Source organism: Isoptericola sp. GX10416 (genome assembly GCF_056590155.1).
Genome location: NZ_JBWPVO010000006.1, coordinates 179,341 through 196,380, shown reverse-complemented (window position 1 = coordinate 196,380; position 17,040 = coordinate 179,341). Strand labels below are relative to the sequence as shown.

General features: G+C 74.4%; 13 protein-coding genes. 3 read left to right on the top strand and 10 right to left on the bottom strand.

Annotated features, from left to right (window positions below):
- Positions 1 to 2 precede the first annotated feature (2 nt).
- The 3 genes from ACWAT2_RS11270 to ACWAT2_RS11260 are packed head-to-tail and all read right to left on the bottom strand — an operon-like array spanning position 3 to position 3,029.
- Positions 3 to 869: an ABC transporter permease gene (locus ACWAT2_RS11270; protein WP_402375616.1), complete on the bottom strand. Its 867-nt coding sequence runs from the start codon at positions 867 to 869 to the stop codon at positions 3 to 5.
- Positions 856 to 1,815, bottom strand: coding sequence for an ABC transporter ATP-binding protein (locus ACWAT2_RS11265; RefSeq protein WP_402375617.1), 960 nt, complete (start codon positions 1,813 to 1,815; stop codon positions 856 to 858). Before ACWAT2_RS11265 ends, ACWAT2_RS11270 begins: the two co-directional genes overlap by 14 nt.
- Positions 1,812 to 3,029, bottom strand: a complete 1,218-nt coding sequence (locus tag ACWAT2_RS11260) for a LolA family protein (RefSeq protein ID WP_402375619.1) — start codon at positions 3,027 to 3,029, stop codon at positions 1,812 to 1,814. Before ACWAT2_RS11260 ends, ACWAT2_RS11265 begins: the two co-directional genes overlap by 4 nt.
- A 75-nt stretch (positions 3,030 to 3,104) precedes the next feature.
- Between ACWAT2_RS11260 and ACWAT2_RS11255 the strand changes: the two genes are divergently transcribed.
- Together ACWAT2_RS11255 and ACWAT2_RS11250 are read left to right on the top strand one after the other, a co-directional pair.
- Positions 3,105 to 3,761 carry a response regulator transcription factor gene (locus ACWAT2_RS11255; protein WP_402375621.1) on the top strand — a complete coding sequence of 219 codons (657 nt, stop codon included), beginning with the start codon at positions 3,105 to 3,107 and terminating at the stop codon, positions 3,759 to 3,761.
- Positions 3,758 to 5,059 carry an ATP-binding protein gene (locus tag ACWAT2_RS11250; protein WP_402375623.1) on the top strand — a complete coding sequence of 434 codons (1,302 nt, stop codon included), beginning with the start codon at positions 3,758 to 3,760 and terminating at the stop codon, positions 5,057 to 5,059. Before ACWAT2_RS11255 ends, ACWAT2_RS11250 begins: the two co-directional genes overlap by 4 nt.
- A gap of 9 nt (positions 5,060 to 5,068) precedes the next feature.
- On the opposite strand, the gene ACWAT2_RS11245 is transcribed toward ACWAT2_RS11250, so the two are convergent.
- Genes ACWAT2_RS11245 through nirB form a run of 4 tightly spaced genes read right to left on the bottom strand, consistent with a single transcriptional unit; the run spans position 5,069 to position 10,094 of the window.
- The gene (locus ACWAT2_RS11245) at positions 5,069 to 6,166 is read right to left on the bottom strand and encodes a uroporphyrinogen-III synthase (RefSeq protein WP_402375901.1); all 1,098 of its coding nucleotides are present in this window, start codon (positions 6,164 to 6,166) and stop codon (positions 5,069 to 5,071) included.
- Positions 6,167 to 6,197: 31 nt separating this feature from the next.
- The gene (gene cobA / locus ACWAT2_RS11240) at positions 6,198 to 6,986 is read right to left on the bottom strand and encodes a uroporphyrinogen-III C-methyltransferase (protein ID WP_402375625.1); all 789 of its coding nucleotides are present in this window, start codon (positions 6,984 to 6,986) and stop codon (positions 6,198 to 6,200) included.
- A gap of 1 nt (position 6,987) precedes the next feature.
- Positions 6,988 to 7,401, bottom strand: a complete 414-nt coding sequence (gene nirD, locus ACWAT2_RS11235; RefSeq protein WP_402375627.1) for a nitrite reductase small subunit NirD — start codon at positions 7,399 to 7,401, stop codon at positions 6,988 to 6,990.
- Positions 7,398 to 10,094 (bottom strand): nitrite reductase large subunit NirB, encoded by a 2,697-nt coding sequence (nirB, locus tag ACWAT2_RS11230; protein ID WP_402375628.1) that lies wholly within the window; start codon positions 10,092 to 10,094, stop codon positions 7,398 to 7,400. The genes nirD and nirB overlap by 4 nt, the downstream gene beginning before the upstream one ends.
- A 206-nt stretch (positions 10,095 to 10,300) precedes the next feature.
- On the opposite strand from nirB, the gene ACWAT2_RS11225 reads away from it, so the two are divergent.
- Positions 10,301 to 11,659 carry a cellulase family glycosylhydrolase gene (locus ACWAT2_RS11225; RefSeq protein ID WP_402375630.1) on the top strand — a complete coding sequence of 453 codons (1,359 nt, stop codon included), beginning with the start codon at positions 10,301 to 10,303 and terminating at the stop codon, positions 11,657 to 11,659.
- Positions 11,660 to 11,745: 86 nt separating this feature from the next.
- Here ACWAT2_RS11225 and ACWAT2_RS11220 read toward each other — a convergent pair whose 3' ends face one another.
- The 3 genes from ACWAT2_RS11220 to ACWAT2_RS11210 are packed head-to-tail and all read right to left on the bottom strand — an operon-like array spanning position 11,746 to position 16,978.
- Positions 11,746 to 13,407, bottom strand: a complete 1,662-nt coding sequence (locus ACWAT2_RS11220) for an FAD-dependent oxidoreductase (protein WP_402375632.1) — start codon at positions 13,405 to 13,407, stop codon at positions 11,746 to 11,748.
- Complete coding sequence (locus tag ACWAT2_RS11215; protein ID WP_402375634.1) at positions 13,404 to 15,629, bottom strand: molybdopterin oxidoreductase family protein; 2,226 nt, start codon at positions 15,627 to 15,629, stop codon at positions 13,404 to 13,406. The genes ACWAT2_RS11220 and ACWAT2_RS11215 overlap by 4 nt, the downstream gene beginning before the upstream one ends.
- Positions 15,626 to 16,978, bottom strand: a complete 1,353-nt coding sequence (locus ACWAT2_RS11210) for an MFS transporter (protein WP_402375636.1) — start codon at positions 16,976 to 16,978, stop codon at positions 15,626 to 15,628. The genes ACWAT2_RS11215 and ACWAT2_RS11210 overlap by 4 nt, the downstream gene beginning before the upstream one ends.
- Positions 16,979 to 17,040 lie beyond the last annotated feature (62 nt).

The following is a 17,040-nucleotide window of genomic DNA, read 5'->3' as shown; positions in this document are numbered from 1 at the left end:
GGCTAGCTCGACACGTCCGCCGTCGTGAACCGGCTCCAGGCCAGCGCCCCGAAGACCGCGACCCAGGCACCCTGCACGGCCAAGCCGCCCAGCACCGTCGGGACGTCGACCTGGAGGCGCAAGAACTCGCCGAGGTCCAACCAGTGGTGGGTGAGCAGCCACGGATGGACGGCCGAGAGCTGCGGCAGCGCGTCGAGCACACCGCTGACGATCGCGACCACCACGGTCGAGGCCATCGCGGCGACGGGGACCTCGGTCAGCGTCGACAGGAAGAGCCCGACCGCCACGAGACCGGTGAGCGACAGGACGACGTACCCGACGACCCCGAGCGTGCGCAGGATGCCCTCGGCGAGCGGGACGGTGTCGCCGGACAGCAGGGTCACGTCGCCCACGCCGAAGAGCACCGCACCGACGACGAGGCCCGTGACCGCGATCGCGGCGACGGCCGCGACGGCGAACGCCAGGACCGCACCGGCCTTGACGAGCAGCAGGCGGGTCCGCGGCACGGGTACCACGAGCAGGTACCGCAGGGTCCCGGCGGCTGCCTCGCCCGCCACCGCGTCGCCGGAGACGATCGCGACGCACAACGGCAGGAGGAGCGGCAGGCAGCTGACCAGCGCCGCGAACACGAGGAACAGTCCGTTGCCGGTCACGCGGTCGAGGAACGGCGGACCCTGCCCGGCCACCGGGGAGTCCTGCGTGACGAACAGGACGATCCCGACCAGCACCGGGACGGCGGCCAGGCCGGCCAGCAGCACAATGTTGCGGACCCGCCCGAACACCAGGCGCAGCTCGCTGCGCAGCAGGCGTGCCGTGGCGATCGCTCGCCGCGCCGGCGCGGCGACCGTGCCCGCCTCAGCGAGCGACATCGAACCCCTCCCCCGTGAGCCGGACGAACACGTCCTCGAGCGTCGGCCGCCGGACCTCCAGACCGAGCAGGTCGATCCCGTCGCCGACGACCGCCTGCGCGATCTTCTCGACGGCGACGTCACCGAGCGGAGCCACCAGAGCGCCGCCGTCCGACCGGACGTCGGCGAGCCCCAGGCCCGCCAGGACGCGCGCGAGGTGGTCCCGCTGGTCCGGGCGGACGGCGACCCGCACCTGCGTGGTCGCGGCGTCCGCGATCTCCTCGGGCGCGCCCTGGGCGAGCAGCCTCCCACGGCTCATGATCCCCACGTGCGAGCACACCTGCTCGATCTCGCTCAGCAGGTGCGACGAGACGAGCACCGTGGTGCCGGCCGCGGCCAGCTCCCGCACGAGCGCGCGCACCTCGCGCGTGCCCTGCGGGTCGAGGCCGTTGGTGGGCTCGTCGAGCAGCAGCAGGTCCCGCGGCCGCAGGAGCGTCGCCGCCAGGCCCAGGCGCTGCTTCATGCCCAGCGAGTACTGCCGGTAGCGCTTGTCCGCGGCCGCGGCGAGCCCGACCCGGTCGAGCGCGGCAGCGACCCGGGCCGCCCGGGTCCCCGGGTCCGCGGTGGCGTCCGCGGCGTCGAGCCGCTCGAGGTTCGCCCGCCCGTGGAGGTACGGGTGGAACGCGGGGCCCTCGACCAGCGCACCGACGCGCGGCAGCACCGACCGGCCGCGTGCGGGCATCGGCGCGCCGAGGAGCTCGACCGTCCCCGCCGTCGGCGCCACCAGCCCGAGGAGCATGCGGATCGTGGTCGTCTTGCCCGAACCGTTCGGGCCGAGGAAGCCGTAGACGGCGCCACGCGGGACCAGCAGGTCGATCCCGTCCACGCCGACCTGCCCCGAACGGAACCTCTTGGTCAGCCCACGGGTGCGGACCGCGGGCTCCGCGGCGCCCTCGGCACCTGTCATCCGGCGAGCTCCTCGAGCGTGGCCGGCGGCACCGAGCCCGCCAGGACACGGCCGTCGTCGGTCACCAGCACGGAAAGCAGCGCGGAGGTGAGGACCCGGCCACCGTCGACCTCCGTGGTGAGCTGCTCGTACAGGGCCCGCGTGTCGAGCTCCGGCAGGGCGGGCATCTCACCGTCGGACGGCGAGAGCTCGTCGAGCAGGTCGTCCGCGCCGCTCGACCCGGTGCCGTCCTTGGGCAGCCGGCCCTCGGCCGCCGCCCCGAGGATCGCGTCGACGTCGACGTCGGACAGCTCGACGACGGTCTCCCAGCCCGTGCCCGAGACGGTGACGCCCTCGGCCCCGTCCAGCGCGTCCGGGTGCTTCTGCTCCAGCGCTCCCGGCTCCGGGAGGGGCACCTCGACCTCGCGGACGTCGGCCCCCGCCGGGGCGGAGAAGTCGAAGACGCTCGCGTCGGGCATCTCGAACGAGACGTCGGTGAACCCGACCTCCAGGGCGGGTGCCGCGTCGTCCCCGACGCCCCACACCTGGGCACGCAGCGGCACGGAGGTCTCGGCGTCGACGGCGACCCGCACCCGGTCCACCAGCGTGCCGTCCGTCTGCGGGCGCATCTCGAGCTGGTAGGCGGCGCGCCCCGCCACCTCGACCGGCTCCGTCGTGGTGACGTCGGTGGTGGTGCGGGCGTAGGCGAGAGCCAGCTCGGCCGCCTCGGACGGCGTCGGCAGGTCGCCGTCCACCGGCGGCTCGGCGGCCTCCTCGGAGAGCTCCTCGTAGCGCTCCAGGTCCGCCGGGTCGACGACGTAGTGCACCGCCTCGTCGTCGGCGCTCGAGTAGGTCCACGCCTCCGGCCCGTCCCGGACCACGGAGTACTCCGAGACCTCGCCGAGCAGGGCAGCCCGGGAGGAATCCTCGCCGTCGGACCAGACCCGGACCGTCGAGCTGCCCCCGAGCAGGTCGAGCGGGCCCGCGCCCTGCAGCTCGGGGACGGTCACGTCGGGCAGCCCGAGCCGCGCCGTGTACACGACGGTCCCCGAGACCGGGACGCGGTCGGCGTTCGCCATGCGGTCCACGAGGTCGTCGGCCGAGACGGAGGGCAGGTCGTCGCTCGCGGACGCGCCGAGGGTGGCCGGGACGACGAAGGCGGCGGCGACGGCGGCAGCGGCGACGGCCGGGACCGCCCACCGTGCCCGGGGCGAGAAGGTGCGCGTGGTGTCCATGGCCCCACTGTGCGCGACCTCGCCTGAGACGACGCTGAGAACGCAGACCTGGCCCCCCGGTGCCATGCTGCGGTGGTGCGTGTACTGGTGGTGGAGGACGAGGACGTGCTCGCGCGAGCACTGCGCCGGGGCCTGCAGGCGGAGGGCTTCGCCGTCGACGTGGCGGCCGACGGCGAGACGGGTCTGCGGCTCGCGCTCGAGGGCGAGCACGACGTCGTGGTCCTTGACCTCATGCTGCCGGGGCGGTCGGGCCTCGACGTGCTCCGCACGATGCGCGGCGAGGAGGTCTGGACCCCGGTGCTCATCCTCAGCGCGAAGGACGGCGACGCCGACGTGACCGCCGGGCTGGACGTCGGAGCCGACGACTACCTGCCCAAGCCGTTCGCGTTCACCGTGCTCGTGGCGCGGCTACGGGCGTTGCTGCGCCGGGGCGCCCCGCCGCGGCCGGCCGTCCTGCGGATGGGCCGGCTGGAGCTCGACCCCGCCTCCCGCGAGGTGCGTCGGGACGGGAGCCCGGTCGAGCTGACCACCCGCGAGACGGCGCTGCTCGAGCAGCTCATGCGCCGACCGGGCGAGGTGCTGACGAAGATCGAGCTCCGCGACCACGTGTGGGACGCGGTGGGCGACGACCTCAACGTCGTGGAGGTCTACGTCAGCTATCTGCGCCGCAAGCTCGGCCGGGACGCCGTCGAGACGGTGCGCGGCGTCGGCTACCGGGTCGTGGGGCGGTGAGGAGCGGCTGGTCGTTGCGCCTGCGGCTGACCCTCGCGGCCGCGGGCCTGACCGGCGTCGCTCTGGCGGTCGGCGCGCTGCTGCTCACCACCGTGGTGTCGCAGAGCCGGATCGCGGCGACGGACGCCGTCCTGCGCGGCACCGTCGCCCAGGTGTCGGCGCTCGTCGCCGAGGATCGCGTCCCGCAGGTGCTCGCCGCCGACGAGCCGGGCGAGGTCGTCCAGCTCGTCGACACGTCCGGTCGTGTGGTCGCCTCCTCGCCCAACGCCAGCCGGACGCTGCCCGTCCTCGCGCCCGAGGTGCTCAGCCAGACGCCCGACGGCGCCACGACCCGCGACGACGCCGCCTACGGTTCCGGGTCGGTGCGGGTGCTCGTCGGCACGGCGCCCACCGGGGGACGCGTCGTCGCCGCCCTGCCGCTGGGCACGATCGAGGGTGCGCTCGACGCGCTGCGCCTCTCGCTCGGGCTCGTGGTGCCCCTGCTGACGCTCGCCCTCGGGCTCGTGACGTGGATGGTGCTGGGGCGGGCGCTGCGCCCGGTCGAGGAGCTGCGCGCCGGTGCCGCCCGGGTGAGCGACGTGGGCGGCCCCGGCACGCTCCCGGTGCCGCGCGCCCAGGAGATCGCCGCCCTGGCCCAGACCCTCAACGCGATGCTCGACCGGCTGGCCGCGTCGGCACAGCGGCAGCGCAGCTTCGTGGCCGACGCCGCGCACGAGCTGCGCTCACCGATCGCGGCCCTGCGGACGAGCCTCGAGGTGGCGCGTGCCCACCCCGAGGCCTACGAGGACGCCGAGCTGACGGCGGACCTCGAGCACGAGGTGATCCGCCTGCATGTGCTCGCCGACGACCTGCTCGTCCTCGCCCGGGTCGGTGCGGCACCGCTCGACGTGCGGGAGGCCGACCTGGCCGAGGTCGCCCGGTCGGCCGCGGGGCAGGTCGAGGTCCGCGGCGAGGGCCGCGCGATGGTCGACCCCTCCGCCGTCGGGCGGGTGGTGCGCAACCTGGTGGACAACGCGCGCCGGTACGCGCGCGACGACGTGGTGGTCGAGGTCGGCGACGGTGTCGTGACGGTGGACGACGACGGCCCGGGGATCGCGGCGGCAGACCGCGAGCGCGTGTTCGAGCGGTTCACGCGGCTCGGGTCGGCGCGCGGCCGGGACTCGGGCGGTGCCGGGCTGGGCCTGGCCATCGCCCGCGAGATCGCGCGCGAGCACGGCGGGGACGTCACGCTGGGCGACGGCGACCTCGGCGGTCTGCGCGCCACGGTCACGCTCCCCACGCCGGACCGCGGCGCGTGAGCGTGCCGTTCAGCCGTGCGCCAGCTCGAGCCGGTAGCCGCGCTTGACCACGGTCTTGACGAGGTCGCGACGCCCGGCGGCCTCGCGCAGCCGCGCCACCGCGACCTCGACCGCGTGCCCGTCGCGGGAGTCGCCGGGAAGCACCTCCAGCACCTGGTCGCGGGAGACGACGTCGCCACCGGCTGACGCGAGGAGCCGCAGCACCTCGACGCCGGTGGGTGACAACGGCAGCACCTGGCCGTCGAGCACCGCCACGCGGGCGCGGATCACCAGAGAACCGGCGACCGTGCTCAGCGCGACGGACTCGATGTGCTCGTAGTGCCCCACCAGGGCCCGCACGAGCGCGCCGAGGCGCCCCCGCTCGGGCTCGAGGGGTGCGATGCCGCGGGCCACCAGCGGCCGGGAGGTGACGGAACCCACGGACGCCGCCACCAGCTCGCCCGTGGTGAAGCGCGAGACCACCTCGTCCCGGACGCCCGCGGCCTCCACCGCTTCCATCCATGCCTCCGCACCCGGGGCCGACGTGAAGACGACGGCGTCGATCTCCCCGGCCGCTGCCGCGCGGACCGACGCCTGCACGGCCTGCGGGTCCGGAGCAGGTCCCCACCGGTAGACGACCAGGGGCGAGACCCGGGCGCCGGCCTTGGCGAAGACCTCGTCGAGACCGTCGGCGCCGGCGCCGTGGTGCTGGATCGCCACGTGCAGCCCGCTCACGCCCTCGCTGAGCAGCACCTCGGCCACCTCGGCGGACGTCTCGGACTCGGCGACCCAGTCGGCGGCCAGGCCGGCCGCCTGGACCGCTCCGCGCGCCTTCGGCCCGCGCGCCACGATGCGGGCCTCGCCCAGCACGCGCAGCAGGTCGTCGGCGAGCCCGTGGGCGTCGGCCGCCTCGATCCACGCCCGGAACCCGACACCGGTCGTGGCCACGACGACGTCCGGCGCGTCCGCCACGAGGCCCGCCGTGGCGGTGACCAGCGCGTCGTCGTCCACGTGCGGGATCATGCTCAGCGCGGGAGCGTGCCGGATGGCGGCGCCCCGGCGCTCGAGGGCGGCGGCGAGCTCGCCGGACCGGCGGTCCGCCGTGACCAGCACGGTGCACCCCGCCATGACCTGCCCCAGGGCAGGCCTCGCCGAGGTGTCAGCCACGCGCGTCCCCCAGGACGACGTCTCCTCGTTCACACACACCCTCCAGCAGGCCCGGCGCCGCCACGTCCCCGACCACGATCACGGCAGGGGCACGGACCCCGAGCTCGTCGGCACGCTTGGCCGCCAGGTCCAGCCCGACGCGCGTCACCCGCTGCTCGGGCGTCGACCCTCGTTCGACGATCGCCACGGGAGTGGCCGGTGCCGCTCCGGCGTCGAGCAACCGGGTCACGATCGTCGGCAGCGAGGACACCCCCATGAGGATCACCAGCGTAGCCGCCCGCTCGGTGACGCAGGCCACGGCGACGTCGTCCAGCTCCTGCTCGCCGCTGCGGGTGTGCGCGGTGACGACGTGGAACGCCGTCGTCGTCCCGCGATGGGTGAGCGGGACGCCCGCGAGCGCCGGCACCGCCAGGGCGGACGAGACGCCCGGCACGACGTCGACGGGCACGCCCGCCGCCGCACAGGCGGCGTGCTCCTCGCCGCCGCGGCCGAAGACGAACGGGTCGCCGCCCTTGAGCCGCACCACCTCCTTGCCCGCCAGGGCGTGCCGTACGAGGAGCTCGTTGATGCCGTCCTGGGGCACCTTGTGCCTGCCGGGCGCCTTGCCGACGTCGATCACCTCGACGTCGGCGGCCAGGTCGTCGAGCACCTCCCGGGGCACGAGACGGTCGTGGACGACGACGTCGGCCCGCGCGATCGCCCGCCAGGCGCGGTAGGTCAGCAGGTCGGCCGCGCCGGGGCCGGCCCCGACGAGCGTGACGTGGCCCGCCCGGCCGGTCATGTCAGGCCGGCCCTGCGACGTCGAGGTGCACGACGCCGCCGCGCACCTCGACGTCGAAGGGCTCCAGGTGCGCGCCGAGCCCGGGCTTCGGCGTCTTGCCGCCGGCCTCCAGGCACCGGCCGGTGGCCAGCGCGAAGACCTGCTTGAAGATCGGCGAGGCGACCGTGGGCTCCGCTCCGCGGCTGCCGACGATGCCACGCGACATGACGTACGCGCCGGAGTAGGGGTCGAGCTGCTGGACGGCCCGGACGGAGTCGTCCAGGAGGCGGAAGACGGCCACCTGGACGGTCGAGCCGTCGGCCCGCTCGAGCAGCGCGGCGGCACCGCGCTCCGGGGCCAGGTCGTCGAGGCGGCACACGGCGGTCCAACGGCTGACGGCGCCGGTGGTGTCGGTGGTGGCGTGGATGACGGTCATGCGCGGACCTCCAGGGTGGCGCCGGCCACGAGGACCGGTCCGGTGAGCGACGGGTCCACCGGACCGGCAGGTCCGGCGGCGATCTCCTCGGGGGTGGCGGGGCGCTTCTGCCCGCGCTCGGGGACGTACGCGAGCGTCGGGTCCGGCGTCGTCGGCGCGTTGACGAACGAGCCGAACCGGGCGAGCTTCTCGGGGTCCTCCAGGACCGCCTTCCACTCGTCCTCGTAGCCCTCGACGTGGGCGGCCATCGCGGCGTCCAGGTCGGCCGCGATCCCCAGCGAGTCCTCCAGGACGACCTCCCGGATGGCGTCGAGCCCGCCCTCGTACTCCTCGACCCACGGGGCGGTGCGCTGCAGACGGTCCGCGGTGCGGATGTAGAGCATGAGGAACCGGTCGATCGCGCGCAGCATCTCCTCGGACGTGAGGTCTTCGGCGAGGAGCTGGGCGTGCTTGGGCGTCTGGCCACCGTTGCCGCCGACGTAGACGTTCCAGCCCTTGTCGGTGGCGATGACGCCGACGTCCTTGCCGCGGGCTTCGGCGCACTCGCGGGCACAGCCCGAGACCCCCATCTTGAGCTTGTGCGGCGAGCGCAGGCCCCGGTAGCGCAGCTCGAGCTCGACCGCCATGCCGACCGAGTCCTGCACACCGAACCGGCACCAGGTGGAGCCCACGCAGGACTTCACGGTCCTCAACGACTTGCCGTAGGCGTGACCGGACTCGAAGCCGGCGTCGACCAGCCGCCTCCAGATCTCCGGGAGCTGCTCGACGCGGGCGCCGAACATGTCGATGCGCTGGCCGCCGGTGATCTTCGTGTACAGCCCGAAGTCCTTCGCGACCTGCCCGACGACGATGAGCCCCTCGGGCGTGACCTCGCCGCCGGGCATGCGCGGCACCACGGAGTAGGTGCCGTCCTTCTGCATGTTGGCGAGCATGTGGTCGTTGGTGTCCTGCAGCGCCGCCTGCTCGCCGGACAGGATGTGGCCGTTGCCGAGGCTGGCGAGGATCGAGCCGACCACGGGCTTGCAGATGTCGCAGCCCCGGCCGGGGCTCGTGAGCCCGTCGGGGCGCACGCCGAACCGCTCGATGATCTCGCTGAAGGAGTGCAGGTCGGCGACGAGCACGGCGTCGAAGAGCTGCGCGCGGGACATCTCGAAGTGCTCGCACAGCGCGCTCGAGACCTCGATGCCGGCCTTGGTCATCTCCGTCTCGGTGATCTTCTTGACCAGGGGCAGGCAGGCTCCGCAGGTGGTGCCCGCCTTGGTGCAGCTCTTGACGTCGCCCACCGAGGTGCAGTCGTGCTCCGTCACGGCGCCGCGGATGGTGCCGGCCGAGACGTTGTTGCAGGAGCAGACGTTCGCCTCGTCGGGCAGCTCGAGGTCCGGCGCCCCGGTGCCTTCCGGGAGCAGGAACGCGGCCGGGTCGCCGGGCAGCTGGGCGCCGAGCATCGGACGTAGCGAGGCGTAGGGTGCGGCGTCGCCGACGAACACGCCGCCGAGCAGCGTCTTCGCGTCGTCGGACATGACGAGCTTCTTGTACACGCCCGCGGTGGGGTCGGCCCACACGATCTCGATGCAGTCCTCGGTGCGGCCGTGCGCGTCGCCGAAGGACGCGACGTCGACGCCGGAGAGCTTGAGCTTGGTGGCGGTGTCCGCGCCGGGGAACACGGCCTCGCCGCCCAGGAGCTGGTCGACGACGACCTCGGCCATCGTGTTTCCGGGCGCCACCAGACCGATGCAGCGGCCCTCGATGCAGGCGACCTCGCCGATCGCCCAGACGTGCGGGTCCTCGGTGCGGCAGGTGAGGTCGACGACGGCGCCACCGCGCTCACCGACCGGCAGCCCGGCGGAGCGGGCCAGCTCGTCGCGGGGTCGCACGCCGGTGGCCATGACGACGACGTCGACGTCGAGGCGGCCGCCGTCGGCGAAGTCCATGCGCCCCACGTGGCCGGTACGGCGGTGCGGCCGCATCTCCTTCGTGGCGGTCTCGGCGCGCACCGCGATGCCCTTGTCGTTGATGAGCCGCTTGAGCGCCTGGCCGCCACCCAGGTCGACCTGGACGCCCATGAGGTGGGTCCCGAACTCGACGACGGTCGCCTGGGCACCGAGCGCCTTGAGCGCGCCGGCAGCCTCCAGGCCGAGCAGGCCGCCGCCGATCACGGCGCCCCGGACCGGCTTCTCGACGACGCCGCCGCGCGTCTCGACGCGACCCGCCGCGCGCTTGGCCTCGACCCAGCCGCGCAGCTCGGCGACGTCGTCGATGGTGCGGTAGACGAACACACCGGGCAGCTCGTTGCCCGGGATCGGCGGGCGTGCCGCGTCCGACCCGGTGGCCAGCACCAGCTCGTCGTAGGGGTGGACGTTGCCGAGGCGGTCCGTGACCGTCCGCGCCTCGCGGTCGATCGCGACGACCTGGCAGTCCCGGTGCAGGTCCACGAGCGGGTCGTCCCAGAGCGCCGGGTCGCCGAGCGTGAGCTCCTCGGCGTCGCGGACCTCGAAGTAGCGGGTCAGGCCGACGCGGTCGTACGGCTTGCGCGGCTCCTCGGCGAAGAGGCTGACGCGCCACGCGCCGACGGTGTCGCGGGCACGCAGGGCTTCGACGAAGCGCTGGGCGACCATGCCGCCGCCGACGACGACGACGTGCCGCGGGGCGGTGGCTCCGGGGGTGCTGCCTGTGGTGGAGGGCTCGCTCGTCATGCTGCGAACCTAGGCAGCCACCGTGACCGGACCGTCAGGAGGCGGTTACCCCGCGGGAACATCTTGCTCACGCGCGGCGCGGCGCCCGTGAGAGGAACCGGACACAGCGGCACCCAGTCCTGCGCTTAATCGCTTCAGCGCCTTCCGTCCGCGAACCCGTCCCGGCACGGTGAACCGTGCCAGGGACCCGACAGGAAGGACCCACCATGACTCGCCTCCGCACCCGCACCGTCGCGGGCGTCGCGGCCGCGACGCTCGCCGCCGGCGGCCTGAGCGCGCTCGCCGCGCACAGTGCCGCCGCCGACGACGACGCACCCGGCATCCATGTCGCCGACGGCCGCATCGTCGAGGCCGACGGCACCGACCTGGTGCTGCGCGGCGTCAACCACCCGCACGCCTGGTACACCGGCACCACGACGCAGGCGCTCGCCGACATCAAGTCGGTCGACGCCAACGCCGTGCGCGTCGTCCTCGCCAGCGGCGAGCGCTGGACCCGCACCAGCGCGTCCGAGGTCGCCTCGATCGTCGACGAGTGCGAGGCCAACCGGCTGATCTGCCAGCTCGAGGTGCACGACACCACCGGCTACGGCGAGCAGGCCGGCGCCGCCACCCTCGACCAGGCCGCCGACTACTGGGAGTACCTCTACCCCACCCTCGTCGGCACCGAGGACCACGTGCTGGTCAACCTCGGCAACGAGCCGTACGGCAACGACGAGGCCACCAACGCCGGATGGGCCGACGACACCTCGGCAGCGATCCAGCGCCTGCGCGACGTCGGCTACGAGCACGCGCTCGTCGTGGACGCCCCGAGCTGGGGCCAGGACTGGGCTCACATCATGTACGACCAGGCGCCCACCGTGGCCGCCGCGGACCCGGCCGGGAACACGATCTTCTCCGTGCACATGTACGGCGTGTACAGCCAGGGCTCCACCGTCACGGAATACCTGGAACACTTCGTCGACCTCGGGCTACCCCTGATGATCGGCGAGTTCGGATACACGCACTCCGACGGCGACGTCGCCTACGACACGATCCTCGCCGAGACCGAGCGGCTGGGTCTCGGGTGGCTCGCATGGTCCTGGAGCGGCAACGGCGGCGGCGTCGAGTACCTCGACCTCGTGGAGGGCTTCGACGTCAGCTCCCCCTCGCCCTGGGGCGAGCGGATCTTCACCGGGCCGGACGGGCTGTCCGAGACGTCCGTCGAGGCCTCCGTGTTCGGGGGCACGCCCGACCCGGACCCCACGCCGGACCCCGACCCGACGGAGCCCGAGCCGGGCGACGGTGCCTGCACGGCCGAGCTGGCCGTCGCCAACGCGTGGCAGGGCGGCTACCAGGCCCAGGTCACCGTCACCGCCGGCGACGCCGCGATCGACGGCTGGACCACCACCCTGCCCGCCGGGGTCGAGGTCACCCAGCTCTGGGGCGGCACGCTGGGCGACGACGGGACGACCGTCACCCACGCCGCCTGGAACGGGAACCTCGGCGCCGGGGCGGCGACGTCCTACGGGTTCATCGGCAGCGGTGCCGCGCCGTCGGACGCCGAGGTCACCTGCGGCACGGACTGACCTTCGCCCGACGTAGCGCTGGTTCGCCCTTCACCGACCGATGCGTGATCCAGGACGACGCCCGGCTCGGGCGACGTAGCGCTGGTTCACCCGTCACCCGACGACGCGTGAACCAGCGCTACGTCGGTCTCGGCCGAGGCCTCGCCGACTTCCCGGGTCTCGGCCAGCCAGTCCGCCAGCCCGCAGACGGCCTCGCGGCAGCTGCCGCAGCCGGTCGTGGCGCGCGTCGCCGCGGCGATGTCGTCGACGGACCGGGCGCCGTCGTCCCAGCAGCGGGTGATGTCGTGCTTGGTGACGCCGTTGCACCGGCAGACCGTGGCGTCCTCGGGCATGTGCTCCGGGGACGACGCGGGCTCCGCGCTCGGCATCACCGGCGTCAGGAGCAGGAACGCCGGGTCCACCGGCACCGGGGTCCGGCGGGTGTAGGCGGCCGTGAGGTCCGCCGCGACCCGCGGGTCGCCCACGCACGTGGCGCCCACGAGGATCCCGTCCGCGACCACCACCTCGACGTAGCGTCCGGCAGTCGCGTCGTGGAGCGCGACCGCCCGGTGCCCGGGTGCCGGCTCGCGCCGACCGCTCACCCCCATCGCCACGATGCTCAAGGCACCCGCCTTGACCTTCACCAGGTCCGTGCCGCGCGTCTCCACCCCCTGGTCGGTCGGCGCCCGGGAGGCGAGCAGCGTGCCCAGGCGCACCGCCATCGACGGCCGCTCGCCCTCCTGCGGGAACCGCAGGTGCTCGCGCGGCGCCGCATCCCGCCGGGACTCCCGGGCACGGACCGCCACCAGCGAGGCGAGATGGTCCGCTAGCCGCCGCGCCTGGTCCCAGCCCTCGGCCACCAGCCCGCGCGACCCCTGCGGCGGCTGCGCGCAGTCGCCGATCGCGAAGACACGCGGGTCGTCCGGGCTCGCCAGGTCGTGCCCGACGACGATCCCGCGGTCCGCGGTCAGGCCCGCCTCGCGCGCGATCCCGGCCTCCGGGACCGTGCCCGTCGTGAGCACCACCAGCCCCGCGGCGACCACCTCGCCGTCGTCACCGCCGTCACCGCCCAGGCGCACGCCTACCACGCGGCCGCCCGCGACGAGCACCTCCCGGGGCCGCGCGCCGAGGTGCAGCGTGACCCCCGCGTCCCGCAGGCCCGCCGCCAGGACGTCCCCCGCAGTGGTGTCGAGCTGGCGGGACATCGGCGCGGACGAGGGATCCACCAGCGTGACCCGCAGGCCGCGGCTCGCCAGGCCGTAGGCCGCCTCCACACCGAGCACCCCGCCGCCGACCACGACGGCGCGGGGCGTGTTGACGCTCGCCGCCACGATCTCGCGGGCGTCGTCGAGGGTGCGCAGCGCGTGGACACCGGCGGGCAGGTCCGTCGCGCCGTCGTCGTCGACGAGGCCCGGCAGCGGGAGCACGCGGGCGCGAGAACCGGTCGCCAGCACCAGGTGGTCGTAGCCGTGCACCGCCCCGGCCGAGTCGGTGACCGTCCGGGCCTCACGGTCGACCGACACGGCGGCCACCCCGCGCAGGGTGGTGACGTGGTCGCCGCCCGGTGCGGGCATCGAGATCGACGCCACCTCGGTGCGGCCGGCGACGACGTCGCTCAGCAGCACCCGGTTGTACGGCTCGTACGGCTCCGCGCCCAGCACGGTGATGTCGAACGACTCGGCGCTGCGGCGGACCAGCTCGTCCACCAGCCGCGAGCCGACCATCCCGTGGCCGACGACCACGATCTTCAACGGCACGTGGAGCGTCATACCGGCACCTCCTCGGTGACGTGGGCGTCCTGCTCGTCCTGGACGCCGTGGGCGACCGGGTCGACCCGCACCGCGCACACCTTGAACTCGGGCATCGAGGAGATCGGGTCGACGGCGTCGCTGGTGATCCGGTTGACGCTGCCGGCCCCGCTCCAGTGGAAGGGCATGAAGACGGTGTCCGGGCGGACGGCGTCGGTCCATCGGGCGACGGCCTCGACCGACCCGCGGGCCGACGTCACCCGGACCCGCGCGCCGTCCGCCACCCCGGTGCGCAGCCCGAGCTGCGGGTGCAGCTCGACGTACGGCTCGGGGACGATCCGGTCCAGCTCCGGCACGCGGCGGGTCTGCGCGCCCGACTGGTAGTGCTGCAGCACGCGGCCCGTGACCAGGTACGTGGGGGCGTCACCGCGCACGTCGTCCGTGGGCCCGGCATGGTCCACCGGCATCAGGCGGGCCCGGCCGTTCGGCGTCGGGAACTCATCCAGGAACATCCGCGGCGTCCCGGCGTGCTCGGCCGCCCCCGCTGACGGCGCCGGGCACGGCCAGAACAGCCCCGGGGCACCGGCCTCCTCGGCGGCGTCCAGCCGTGCGTGCGAGAGCCCGGAATAGTCCGCGACGCCACCGGCCGACGCCCGGGCGAGCTCGTCGAACACGACGGCCGGGTCCGTGGGGAACGTGACGTCCGACCCCAGCCGCCGGGCGAGCTCGGCGAGGAGCCACAGCTCCGAACGCACCTCGCCCGGCGCAGCGACCGCCCGCCGACGCCGGATGACCCGGCCCTCCAGCGACGTCATCGTGCCCTCCTCCTCCGCCCACTGCGTCACGGGCAGCACGACGTCGGCAACGCGCGCGGTCTCGGAGGGCACCACGTCGCAGACCACCAGCAGGTCGAGCGCGACGAGACGCTCGCGGACCTTGTCCGCGTTCGGCGCCGAGACCAGCACGTTGGACCCGTGCACGAACAGCGCGTGCGGGCCGCCGGGCGTGCCGAGCGACCCCAGGAGCGCGACGGCCGGCAGGCCCGGACCGGGGATCGTGGCCGGGTCGACGCCCCACACCGCGGCGACGTGCTCACGGGCGGCCGGATCATCGATCTTGCGGTACCCGGGCAGCTGGTCGTTCTTCTGGCCATGCTCGCGACCGCCCTGGCCGTTGCCCTGGCCCGTCAGGCAGCCATACCCGGACCCCGGGCGGCCGACGAGGCCGAGCGCGAGGGACAGGTTGATCGCCGCCGTGACGGTCGCCGTGCCCTGGGCGGACTGCTCGACGCCCCGCCCGGTGAGCACGTAGGCGCCGCGGCCACCTCGCGTCGGTGCGGCGGCGGCGAGCCGCCGTGCCGTCACGCGCAGCTCCTCGGCGGGGATGCCGCACACGGTCTCCGCGCGCTCCGGCCACCACGCCGCGACCGACCGGACGACGTCGTCCCACCCCGCGGTGCGCGTGGCCAGGTAGTCGCGGTCGGCGAGCCCTTCCGCGACGACGACGTGCAGCAACGCCAGCAGCACCACCATGTCGGTGCCCGGGACGGGCTGCAGGTGGATGCCCTGACCGTCGTCGGTGAGCCGCGCGGTCGCCGAGCGCCGGGGGTCGACGACCACGAGGCCGCCGTGCTCGCGCGCCCCGGCGAGGTGCTGGACGAACGGCGGCATGGTCTCGGCGGGGTTCGATCCGAGCAGCAGCACCACGTCCGCGCCGCCCAGGTCCGTGAGCGGGAACGGCAGGCCGCGGTCCGCACCGAACGCGCGGTTGCCGGCCGCCGCCGCGGACGACATGCAGAACCGGCCGTTGTAGTCGATGTTCGGCGTGCGCAGGACGGTCCGGGCGAACTTGCCCAGCGTGTACGCCTTCTCGTTGGTCAGGCCGCCCCCGCCGAAGATCGCGACGCCCTGCGGGCCGTGCTCAGCCTGGACCGACCGCACGCGCGACACGACCAGATCGAGCGCTTCGTCCCACGTGGTCGCGGCCAGCTCGCCGTCCGCCCCACGGACCAGCGGTGCGGTGAGACGGTCCGGGACGCCCAGGACCGTCGCGCTCGTCCAGCCCTTCTGGCACAGCCCCCCGGCGTTCGTCGGGAAGTCGCGCGGCGCGACGGCCACCGGGAGGGCAGCGCGCCCGTCAGGACCCGAGGTCTCGACGGGCGTGAGCTCCATGCCGCACTGCAGCGCACAGTAGGGGCAGTGGGTCTTCCGCGCCGCGGCGGGTGAGGACACGGACGTGCTCATACGCGGGCCGCCCCCATGGCGCTGCCCCGGCGCCCGTAGACGGCCCAGGTGACCAGCGCCATGACCACGTAGGCGGCGATGATCACCCACAGGGCGGGGACGAGGGAGCCCGTCAGGCTGTTCGACATCGCGAACCCGCGCGGGATGAGGAACCCGCCGAAGGCGCCCACCGCGCCGGCGATCCCGATGCAGCCGGCCGCCGCCTTCGCCGTCGCGGCCCCGCCGCCGCCCACCTTCGCGACCCGGAAGGTCGCCGGGATCATCCGGTACACCGAGCCGTTGCCCACGCCGGTCGCGACGAACAGCAGCATGAAGGAGCTGAAGAACAGGGCGAACGAGCCGGTGCCGAGCGCCTGGATCGCGCCCAGCGCACCGAGGATCATCACGGCGAAGCTGGCCACGCTGACGACGGCGCCGCCGAGCCGGTCGGCGATCCAGCCGCCGAGCGGGCGGGTCACCGAGCCGACCAGGGCACCCACGAAGGCGAGCGACAGGGTCACATCCGGGAACTCCCGGGCCAGCAGCGTCGGGAACGCCCCGGCGAACCCGACGAAGCTGCCGAACGTCCCGATGTACACGAACGAGATGACCCAGGTGTGCTTCTCGCGGGCGGCGACCCCGAACGAGCGCGGGTCGGCCTTGGCGGTGCCCAGGTTGTCCATCAGCCGCCACGCCAGGATCACGGCGAGCAGGATGAACGGGACGAAGACGAGGCCGGCGCGCTGCAGCGACACCCCGGCCGCGGTGACGATGATCAGCGGCACGACGAACTGCACGGCGGCGGTGCCGAGGTTGCCGCCCGCCGCGTTCCAGCCGAGCGCGGCACCCTTCTCCTTCTCCGGGAAGAAGAACGAGATGTTCGCCATCGAGGAGGCGAAGTTCCCGCCACCGAGGCCGGCGAGCGCCGCGACGAGCAGCAGCACGCCGAACGACGTCTCGGGCCGCTGTACCACCCACACGAGCGCGAGCGCGGGGACCAGCAGCAGCGCGGCGGAGATCATCGTCCAGTTGCGGCCCCCGAAGACCGGCACGGCCAGGGTGTAGGGCACCCGCAGCGTGGCGCCGACGAGTGCCGGCAGGCCGATGAGCCAGAACATCTGGTCGGCGGTGAGCGCGAACCCGGCGGCGGGGAGCTGGGGGACGACGATCGACCAGATCGCCCAGACGCAGAACCCGAGGAACTCCGCGAAGATCGACACCACGAGGTTGCGGCGGGCGATGCGGCGTCCGCCGTCGCGCCAGAAGACGGGGTCCTCCGGGTCCCAGTGGTCGATCCACCGGCCGGAGCGGTGGACCGGGCGGCGCGGCGGTGCATCGATGGCGGTGGTCTCGCTGGTCGGAGCGACCATCGTCGTTCTCCCCTCCGTGCTCGTGCCCGACGGCGTCGGGCCGGTGCTGCCGACAGTAGGAA